The 6,119-nt window shown below is 71.7% G+C and carries 5 protein-coding genes; 2 read left to right on the forward strand and 3 right to left on the reverse strand.

Annotated features, from left to right (window positions below; genetic code table 11):
* Nucleotides 1-5: 5 nt before the first annotated feature.
* Both ABZW11_RS07035 and ABZW11_RS07040 read right to left on the reverse strand, forming a co-directional pair.
* Complete coding sequence (locus ABZW11_RS07035; protein ID WP_355413510.1) at nucleotides 6-665, reverse strand: TrkA family potassium uptake protein; 660 nt, start codon at nucleotides 663-665, stop codon at nucleotides 6-8.
* Entirely contained in the window at nucleotides 665-1,330 is a 666-nt protein-coding gene (locus ABZW11_RS07040; RefSeq protein WP_355413512.1) for a TrkA family potassium uptake protein, read from the reverse strand. Before ABZW11_RS07040 ends, ABZW11_RS07035 begins: the two co-directional genes overlap by 1 nt.
* A 103-nt stretch (nucleotides 1,331-1,433) precedes the next feature.
* On the opposite strand from ABZW11_RS07040, the gene ABZW11_RS07045 reads away from it, so the two are divergent.
* Nucleotides 1,434-3,476 carry an APC family permease gene (locus tag ABZW11_RS07045; protein WP_355413514.1) on the forward strand — a complete coding sequence of 681 codons (2,043 nt, stop codon included), beginning with the start codon at nucleotides 1,434-1,436 and terminating at the stop codon, nucleotides 3,474-3,476.
* On the opposite strand, the gene ABZW11_RS07050 is transcribed toward ABZW11_RS07045, so the two are convergent.
* On the reverse strand, nucleotides 3,473-5,098 hold the full coding sequence (locus ABZW11_RS07050; protein WP_355413516.1) for an alpha/beta-hydrolase family protein: 1,626 nt from the start codon (nucleotides 5,096-5,098) through the stop codon (nucleotides 3,473-3,475). The two genes, ABZW11_RS07045 and ABZW11_RS07050, sit on opposite strands and share 4 nt — an antisense overlap.
* A 65-nt stretch (nucleotides 5,099-5,163) precedes the next feature.
* Between ABZW11_RS07050 and ABZW11_RS07055 the strand changes: the two genes are divergently transcribed.
* Nucleotides 5,164-6,119, forward strand: a 956-nt coding sequence (locus tag ABZW11_RS07055) for a TRAM domain-containing protein (RefSeq protein ID WP_355413518.1), incomplete at its 3' end; no start/stop codon positions are given.

Raw genomic sequence — 6,119 nt, forward strand, 5'->3', positions numbered from 1 at the left:
CCTCGCTAGTGCTGCGACAGGAGGTGGGCGAGCTCTTGCTCCACCTCCTGGCTGGCGACGAACAGCAGCTCGTCGCCCGCCTCCAGCGGGTCGTCGGCGGTCGGCACCAGGACGCGGCCCTCGCGCAGGATCGCCACCAGCGCGGAGTCGACCGGCCACGGCACCGAGCCCGCCCGCTGCCCCACCACCGGCGCGTCCTCGGCGAGGGTGAGCTCGACCAGGTTGGCCTGCCCCTGGCGGAACGTCATCAGCCTGACCAGGTCGCCGACGCTCACCGCCTCCTCCACCAGCGCGCTGAGCAGGCGCGGCGTGGAGACGGCCACGTCGACGCCCCACGACTCGTTGAACAGCCACTCGTTGTTGGGGTGGTTGATGCGGGCGACCACCCGCGGCACCCCGTATTCGGTCTTGGCCAGCAGCGACACCACGAGGTTGACCTTGTCGTCACCGGTCGAGGCCACCACGACGTGGCAGTTGTTGAGCCCGGCCTCGTCGAGCGAGGCGATCTCGCAGGCGTCGGCGAGCAGCCATTCGGCCCGCGGAACGCTGTCGATCTTGATGGCGTGGGGGTCGCTGTCGATGAGCAGCACCTCGTGGCCGTTCTCCAGCAGCTCGGCTGCGATGGAGCGGCCCACGGCACCGGCGCCGGCGATGGCGACGCGCATCACTCGTCCTCTTCCGGTGCCGCGGCGAGCACCTTGTTGATCCGGTCCATGTCGGTCTCGGCGGCGATCACGTGGAGCACGTCGCCCTCCTGGACCACGGTGTCACGGGTGATGGTGACGGCCTCGCCCATGCGGTTGACGAAGGCGGCGCGGGTGCGGGCGCGCTCTTCGAGGTCGGTGACGCGGGTGCCGATCCAGGCGGGGTTGACGATGACCTCGGCGAGGACGACGGTGCCGGTCGGGTCGCGCCACAGCGGCTCGGCGCCCTCGGGCAGGATGCGGCGCATGATCTGGTCGGCGGTCCAGCGCACGGTGGCCACCGTGGGGATGCCCAGCCGCTGGTAGACCTCGGCCCTGCGGGGGTCGTAGATGCGGGCCACGACGTTGTCGACGCCGAACGTCTCGCGGGCGACGCGCGCGGAGATGATGTTGGAGTTGTCGCCGCTGGAAACCGCGATGTAGGCGGCGGCCGACTCGATGCCGGCGTCGGTGAGCACGCCGCGGTCGAAGCCGATGCCGGTCACCCGCCGCCCGCGGAACCCGGCGCGCAGCCGGCGGAAGGCCTGTGGATCGCGGTCGATGATGGCCACGGAATGCCCGCTGTCCTCGAGGATGTGGGCGAGGGTCGATCCGACCCGGCCACACCCCATGATCACTATATGCATTTCCCCCCGCATCTGACGCGGCCGGCCGGTTGCTCGACACCAGTATGGCCCTCGGGGGGAGCGCCTAGAGCCCGGCCTCGGCCTGCGACTAGCATCTCGTTACGTGGCGAAGGTAACGGATCTTGTCAAACGCTTGCTCGTGGGGCGCGCCCTCCGAAGCGGGCAGCTCCACGAGCAACTCCTCCCGAAACGGATCGCGCTACCCGTCTTCGCGAGTGACGCGCTCTCGTCTGTCGCGTACGCGCCCCAAGAGATCCTCGTCATCCTCTCCCTGGCGGGGGTCTCGTTCTATTCGTACAGCCCCTGGGTGGCCGCCGCCGTCGTGGTCGTGATGCTCACGGTCGTGGCGTCGTACCGGCAGAACGTGCACGCCTATCCCAGCGGCGGCGGCGACTACGAGGTCGCCACCACCAACCTCGGCAAGAACGCCGGGCTCACCGTGGCCAGCGCCCTCATGGTCGACTACGTGCTGACCGTCGCGGTGTCCGTCGCCAACGGCGTCGACTACGTCGGCGCGACCATCCCGTTCGTGGGCCAGCACAAGCCGACCGTCGCCATCGCCATCGTCGTCCTGCTCACCGTGGTCAACCTGCGCGGCATCCGCGAGTCGGGCGCCGCCTTCGCCATCCCCACGTACGCGTTCATGATCGCCGTGCTGGGCATGATCGTGTGGGGCGGGTTCCGTACACTGCTGCTGCACGAGCACCTCCAGGCCCCGAGCGCGCACTTCACGATCGAGCCGGAGCAGACGAACCTCACCGCCTTCGCCGCCGCGTTCCTCGTGCTGCGCGCCTTCTCCACCGGGTGCGCGGCGCTGACCGGGGTCGAGGCGATCAGCAACGGCGTGCCCGCCTTCCGCAAGCCCAAGAGCAAGAACGCGGCCACCACGCTGCTGCTGATGGGCCTGGTCGCGATCACCATGTTCGGCGGCATCATCGCGCTCGGCCTGGCCTCGGGGGTCAAGGTGGCCGAGCCGTCGGTCGTGGCGGAAGACCTGCTCAAGCCCGACGGCACCCCGGTCGGCCCCGGCTACTACCAGCAGCCGATCATCTCCCAGGTGGCCGACGCGGTGTTCGGCGGCGGGTCGCCGGCGTTCGTGCTGATCTCGGCGGTGACGGCGCTGATCCTGTTCCTCGCGGCCAACACGGCGTTCAACGGCTTCCCCGTGCTCGGCTCGATCCTCGCCCAGGACCGCTACCTGCCGCGCCAGCTGCACACCCGCGGCGACCGGCTGGCCTTCTCCAACGGCATCATCATCCTGGCGCTGGGCGCCTGCCTGCTGCTGTGGGGGTTCCAGGCCGACGTCAGCCGTCTGCTGAACCTCTACATCGTCGGCGTCTTCGTCTCGTTCACGCTCAGCCAGACCGGCATGGTCATCCATTGGACCCGCCACCTGAAGACCGAGACCGACCTGCGGGTCCGCCACCAGATGCACCGCAGCCGGGTGATCAACTTCGTCGGCGCGGTGATGACCGGGCTGGTGCTGATCGTGGTGCTGCTGACGAAGTTCCTGGTCGGGGCCTGGATCGTGGTGATCGCGATGCCGGTGCTCTTCCTCATGATGAAGGCCATCAGGCGCCACTACGACAAGGTCGCGGCCGAGCTGGAGCTGACCGAGGACTACGAGCCGTCCATGCTGCCCGCGCGCAACCACTCGATCGTGCTCGTCTCCAAGATCCACAAGCCGACGATGCGCGCCATCGCGTACGCCCGCGCCACCCGCCCCTCCACGCTGGAGGCCGTCACGGTCGGCGTCGAGGGCGAGGAGGCCCGCAAGCTGCAGGAGGAGTGGGAGCGGCGGGGCATCCCGGTGCCGCTCAAGATGCTCGACTCACCGTACCGCGAGATCACCCAGCCCGTGCTCGACTACGTCAAGACGCTGCGCCGCCGCTCGCCCCGCGACGTGGTGACGGTCTTCATCCCCGAGTACGTCGTTGGCCACTGGTGGGAGCACCTGCTGCACAACCAGAGCGCACTGCGGCTCAAGGCCCGCCTGCTGTTCAAGCCCGGCGTCATGGTGACCAGCGTCCCCTGGCAGCTGCACTCCTCCGACCGGCTCATCGGCAGGCCCGAGCCGTTCGCGCCGGGCGCGGTGCGCCGGCCCTGGCACCAGACGGGCGATCGGCAGGAGAAGAGCCCCCGCTAGTTGAGCAGCGCCCGCAGCCGCAGGGTGTCGCCGGCGTCCCAGCCGGGCGGCGGCGCGACGGCGGCCCACCCGTCCGCGATGTTCGCGCCGTAGCGGTGGCCGTGACCGGCCGGCACGTCCAGCGCGGCCGTCATGTCCACCAGCACCTGCCAGAACGTCACCAGCGGGAACCAGTTCATCTCCGGGTTGACGCCGGGCCCCCGCTCGCCCTCCAGCCAGGCGGGCCGGTCGTAGATCAGCTCAGGCGACCACCACACGACGGGGTCGTTGGTGTTCTGCAGGTAGACCACGCGCGGGTGGGGCCACGGAGCCGGAGGCTCGGACAGGTCGCCGGGCTCCTGGGCGAACCTGGCCGTCTCGCCGTCGTCGTAGACCGGCCGCCACACGGGGCTGCCGCGCTCGCGGCCGGTGGTCAGGCGCCGCCAGATGGGGTTGGCGTTGGGCGGGCCCACGAACATCGCGCCGTCCGCCTTGGCGGCCAGCTCGTCGAGGTCGCGGACGCTCTCCTCCATCTGGTACGACCCCAGGCTCTCGCCCGACAGCACCAGCTTCGGCCGCTTCGCGGCGGGCAGCCGTGCCCACCGCTCGCGTACGGCGTCGAACAGGGCCCGCCCCGCGGCCGCCGCCTTGTCCCTGTCGACCATGAACGACACCCAGCTCGGCAGGTACGAGTACTGCATCGCGACCAGCGCGGACTGCCCGTTGTACATGTACTCCAGCGCGTCGGCGATGTGCGGGTCGACCCACCCGGTGCCGGTGGTGCCCAGCACGGCCAGCACCCGGCGGCCGAACGCGCCGGTCCGCTCCAGCTCGCGCACCGCGAGGGCGGCCTGTCGCCGCGGTGATGAGGCGCCGTCGAGGCCGACGTACACCCTGATGGGCCGGGCGGCGGGCCGGCCGGAGAAGGCGGTCAGCCGGCCCGGCGTGGTGGCCGTGCCGGTGAAGCGGCGCCCCTCGCGGCCCAGCGACTCCCATGAGACGAGCGAGCCTGGACCGCCCGACACGTACGCCGAGGCCGGCCTGCGCACGCCGGGATGGGTGCCCTCGTTGGCGACGGAGGAGATGTCGCTGATCCGCGCCACGAACCCGTTGAACAGCACGTCGTTGGCGAACACCGTGACCACGAGCGCGATGACGGACGCGCCCACCACGTGCCCCACGTAGGCGGGGACGTAGCGGTCGAGCCAGGCGTTGAGCCTGCGCCCGGCCAGGCGGATCAGCCGGGCCAGCAGCAGGCACAGGCAGAACAGCGCGACCGCGACGGCCAGGATCACCGGCGGGAACCAGGTGATGCGGGTGTCCATGCCCATGAGCGCCCGCAGGTCGCGCTGCCAGTCGTAGCTGTACCAGAGGGCCACGGCCGCCAGCGCGGCGCAGCCGCCCAGCATGACCCGCCAGCTGATCCGCCGCGCCCGCTCAGGAAGACGGTGGCGGATGACCGAGCGGCCGAGCGCGCCCAGCGAGGCGCCCGCGGCGTAGCCGAGTATGCCGGTGACCGCGCCCATCACGCCCTGGTAGAGCCACGGGCGGGGCAGCAGCGACGGGGTCAGCGAGGCGCACGCGAACAGCGTGGCCACCAGAGTGCCGCCGAAGCCGAGCCTCCGCCGTACCACTCTGTCCATGACCACCTACAGTAGGCGACCGAGCGGGACGGGAGCCCTCCGGGCCTGGGCATAGGCTGTTCCCTGTGGAACAGGCAACTCTCGAGCTGACGGTAGGTCCGGTCGCGCACGGCGGCTGGTGTGTGGCGCGCCACGAAGGGCGCGTCGTGTTCGTACGCCACGCGCTGCCGGGCGAGCGGGTGATCGCCGCCGTCACCGAGGAGACGGCCAGGTTCCTGCGGGCCGACGCCGTCGAGATCCTCGACGCCTCGCCCGACCGGGTCGTGCCGCCCTGCCCCTACGCCGGGCCCGGGAGGTGCGGCGGCTGCGACTGGCAGCACGCCACCCTGGAGGCGCAGCGGCGGCTCAAGGCCCAGGTGGTGGCCGAGCAGCTGCGCCGGCTGGCGGGCATCGAGCGCGAGGTCGTCGTCGAGGAGGTGCCGGGCGCCAAAGACGGCCTGGGGTGGCGCACGCGGGTGCAGTTCGCCGCCACTCCGGCGGGCGAGCTGGGCTTCCGCAAGCACCGTTCCCATGACATCCAGGTCGTCGACGCCTGCCTGATCGCCCACCCCGAGGTGGAGGCCGTGGGTGCCCAGGACCACGAGTGGCCGGGCGCCGCCGGGGTCGAGGTCATCGCCTCCTCGGGGGGCGAGCGGGCCGTCGTGGTCGCGCCCAGACCGCGGCGCAGCGTGCCCGTGCCCGAGCTCGACGCGCCCGCCTCGATCCTGCTCGACCAGGGCAAGGGCCGCACGGTGCCGCGCCGCGGCTCGGGGGTGCTGCACGAGCAGGTGGGCGACCGCGAGTTCCGGGTGGCGGGCAGCGGCTTCTGGCAGGTGCACCCGGGGGCGGCCGAGACGCTGCTCGACGCGGTGCTCGCCTACGCCGCCCCCGAGCCGGGGGAGTGGGCGCTCGACCTCTACTGCGGGGTCGGGCTGTTCGCGGCCGGGCTGGCCGAAGCGGTGGGCCCCGAGGGCGCGGTGTTCGGGCTGGAGTCCGAGGCGGCCGCCGTCCGCGACGCCCGCGCCAACCTGCGCGACCTGCC

The sequence above is a fragment of the Nonomuraea sp. NPDC004580 genome (genome assembly GCF_040609855.1).
GTDB lineage: Bacteria > Actinomycetota > Actinomycetes > Streptosporangiales > Streptosporangiaceae > Nonomuraea > Nonomuraea salmonea.

What these genes read in the sequence shown, in the direction of transcription:
- ABZW11_RS07035 (WP_355413510.1), bottom strand. Translation starts at nt 665, where the DNA reads ATGCGCGTCGCCATCGCCGGCGCCGGTGCCGTGGGCCGCTCCATCGCA.
- ABZW11_RS07040 (WP_355413512.1), bottom strand. Translation starts at nt 1,330, where the DNA reads ATGCATATAGTGATCATGGGGTGTGGCCGGGTCGGATCGACCCTCGCC.
- ABZW11_RS07050 (WP_355413516.1), bottom strand. Translation starts at nt 5,098, where the DNA reads ATGGACAGAGTGGTACGGCGGAGGCTCGGCTTCGGCGGCACTCTGGTG.